Raw genomic sequence first — 3398 nt, 5'->3', positions numbered from 1 at the left:
TATGCACAATGGTGCGGCGAGCATGCACGGTTTAAGCGTTTTGTATGCACAATTCGTGCGGTTTTAACGCTCGTTTTTATGCGGAATATTCATAAACAAAGCACAAGAACAGACTCAGAGGAAACTCCGAGTCTGTTCTTTCATAAATAGTAAAGAGTTGAATAAGTCGATTTCTTGACATTGTTTCTAATTTGTGATATAATTACAGAAAAGGGCACAATGCGCTTTGATTTTTGTTGAATTTGTTCAAGGAGATCGAAAAAATGGCCAATTTTATATGCGATATATGCGGTGGAAACATCAAAATGCAGGGCAGTCAGGGCGGCGTGTGCCAGAACTGCGGTATGGAATACGATATTGAAGCTATAAGAGCAAAAGTCAACGCACCGCAGCCAAAGGTTGAGGCACCTGTTACGGCTCAGTCGGCGCCGCATAAAGCTCGACAGGATGAAATTGAACGGCAGGCTTTGTTAATACATCTTAACGACTTAAGAACAATGGAAACCATGCTTTTTGAATCAAAAAAAGAGAGGGAAAAGCTGGACAATAAAGACGCTGAAATGCGTAAGAATGTTGGACAAGTTCAGGCTGATTATAATAAAATCAAAAAGAAAGCAGATGATATAAACAATCAATCGGAAAACAGCTTCTTATTGAGCGAAAAGGTAAAAAAGTATAGAAATGGTGCTATTGTAATGATTGCTTTAGGAGTTATTTCAATTGCACTAATTACCTATGCTTGTATTAGTTCGTCAAATATGGAGTTAAATCCTGCGGGTTATTTGCCTACTACTCCATTTTTTCTGTTAGGAATAAGCGATATAGTAAAGTATAAGAATGAGAAGAAGGAGGGAAAGAACCGCTATATTAAAAAGCGAGAAGATTTAAACAGCTCAGAAGCATCAGCGTTAGCAACAAAAGAAAAGTATGAGTCAGAGTATAATAAATGGAAAGAAGAAACAAGTGCGATAACTACAGAAATACTATCAGAGGAACAATACACAAGAGAAATACTCAAGAATGCTTACAATGCCAATATCATTCCTTTGCAGTTTAGAACGATAGAGGGCGTTTATTATCTCTATGATTATCTTTCGACCTCAAATCAGAGCCTTGCCGAAGCGCTTATGCAGGCAAACCTTGAATCTATAAAACAAAGGTTGGAACAGGTAATTGCTGTTCAAGGAAAAATGGTTATTGAACAACAGCAGGCAAATGCTAAACTTGCAAATATACAGCAGACAAATCAGCAGATACTTGAAAATGCAAAGCGCACGGTTATCAACACTGCACAGGCGGCAAAGTACGCACAGATAGCGGCAACAAACACCGAACTGCTCACAAAGCTGAACAAGAAACAGCTCGCTTATCAAAGAGCAGATTTCTGGCTAAAATAGGATATCATAAGTAATCCACGGTGTTAGTTTAATTGATTTGTATCAAATGATGTAGTTGTAATAACAAGTTTAGCTAAAGGTGATATTGTTATGAGTGATTTCGATAAACTGATTGATTCCCTAAGTGAGCAATCTGTTAGATTGTTGATAGACAATATTTATGATGTGTTAAACTTCAGTAATATTTCTAAAGACTTGGTACGAGATATTGATTTAAAGGAAAAGCTAAATTCACTGAGTTGGTGTAGCGCTAGTAGTAAAGCGCGCATGTATTATAGAAACAAAGAGAAGAAAATAGAAAAGGTGGGAATTGAAACCATACTAGACTATTTGTCTTTGGCGATGAACTATATGAATAGCGATGTTTTTCAGTGTACCAGCAACTCAAGAGCAGAAAAATATAAAAAATATGCTATAGACATGTATAATCAGAATAAGACACTTAGTTGGGATTTGATTGATGATATTGTAAATATATTTGTTTTGTTTTTGAATCGTACAGATGATCATTTTAATAACCCTACGGACTATTCGAAAAATGATATTTCTGATTTTGTCTTTGGTAAAAGTGCCTTTGGAAATGTAAGAAAATTCTTTTTACAGTATAAAACGATTCCGAAGGAACTTAAGAAACGGTTGTGTGAAAAGAAATTACTGCATAAGGCAAAAGACTTTGTTTTATGGGAAAATCCGATTGATTTGTTGTATAACAATGACGATATTGATTCTGTACTAAAATTTATGTACATCTATAGTGCTATATATATTTGCAGGATTATTCAAAAGTCAGGAGTTCGGGTAGATTGAGGGGCTAAATTTATGACTAAAATGGAACAAATATCGTTGCTTGTTAATAGCGCGATTAGTAAAAGCATAACGAAAAAAGAATGCGCTGAAATAGTAACTAGAAGATCAGATGGTAAAATTGATTCCATAACAAAATGTAAACTGGTGTCAGATCCAGGCGATAATTCAAGCAAAATTGCTAATAGTATACTGAATCATAATGCTACTTCTATAGATACCGCAAGAAGTATTATGAATAATGCAAACATAAATTCAAAAACCATTAGTAGGGATTTGCGAAATTTATCAGTTAAATTTGATTCTGCGTTTAGATCATTGACCACTCTTTCTTACATTAATACTGGTTTGTCGCTTGTAAATACTGCTGTAAACATAGTCGGATTTGTTGTCATTTCTAAAAAACTTAATTCAATAAAGGATCAATTAACTGCTATAGAGAATAAGGCTGAAATTATAATAGGAATAAAAAAGACTGAACTTATTCAAGAGTTTCAGCAATATATAATGAGGATTAATTCGGTATATGACTGTATTAATAATCATGATCAGTTTGACTTTAAAGCAACTGACGATTTGATTATTGGATTGAAGTCGTTTATATCTAAGTTGATAAACAATCTAGTAGCACACCTATTTGAATCAGATTTATTGATAGAAATGATTTATGCATTACTTCCTGCATATACCTTAATCTTGAATGAGTATCTTAAGCGATACTTTGTAAAGTATAATGGTGTTCCATCTAATTATAAAATTTTCATGAGCTTGTATGATGAACTGTATAATTGCGGTTATAGAACAAAAATGATTGATCACCTTATACTGAATAAGAAATTGCATATAGTTCAGGCACTTGATATTGTTAATTCTCAATTATTGTGTGTGTTAAATAACAAAATTCAAATTGAAGATAATATGAGAATGATTGAAGTGTTGCAGACGAAAGAAAAAATAGCAGAATATGATTGCTTGATTGATAATATTGCAAAGGACTCGCTATTACGAAAAGCTTCCAGCATTTCAAAAGACACAGGATTATCAAAAGAAGAATGTCTGAAAGTGATTAATGGTTGGTTTTAGTTAGTAGATATTTAAGTAAGTGGATACAATTTGAATAGATTCCCTTTGTATCAAACTAAGAATTCAGTGAATCTACGCTAGTTTCTAAACATCACACAATAGAATAACTGTTCA

General features: G+C 33.5%; 3 protein-coding genes. All 3 read left to right on the top strand.

Going from position 1 to position 3398, the window contains the following annotated elements; genetic code table 11:
* The first annotated feature begins 263 nt into the window (after positions 1 to 263).
* The 3 genes from T494_RS0111490 to T494_RS0111480 all read left to right on the top strand — a co-directional run bounded on the left by T494_RS0111490 (position 264) and on the right by T494_RS0111480 (position 3284).
* Positions 264 to 1397, top strand: a complete 1134-nt coding sequence (locus T494_RS0111490; RefSeq protein ID WP_028506413.1) for a hypothetical protein — start codon at positions 264 to 266, stop codon at positions 1395 to 1397.
* A 90-nt stretch (positions 1398 to 1487) separates the two neighbouring features.
* The gene (locus tag T494_RS0111485) at positions 1488 to 2204 is read left to right on the top strand and encodes a hypothetical protein (protein WP_028506412.1); all 717 of its coding nucleotides are present in this window, start codon (positions 1488 to 1490) and stop codon (positions 2202 to 2204) included.
* A gap of 12 nt (positions 2205 to 2216) precedes the next feature.
* Entirely contained in the window at positions 2217 to 3284 is a 1068-nt protein-coding gene (locus tag T494_RS0111480; RefSeq protein ID WP_028506411.1) for a hypothetical protein, read from the top strand.
* Positions 3285 to 3398: the final 114 nt, after the last annotated feature.

The organism is Ruminococcus sp. FC2018 (genome assembly GCF_000621805.1).
In the GTDB taxonomy this organism is placed as follows: domain Bacteria; phylum Bacillota; class Clostridia; order Oscillospirales; family Ruminococcaceae; genus Hominimerdicola.
The sequence above is the reverse complement of the archived record's forward strand: the minus strand, read 5'-3'. Positions and strand labels throughout refer to the sequence as shown.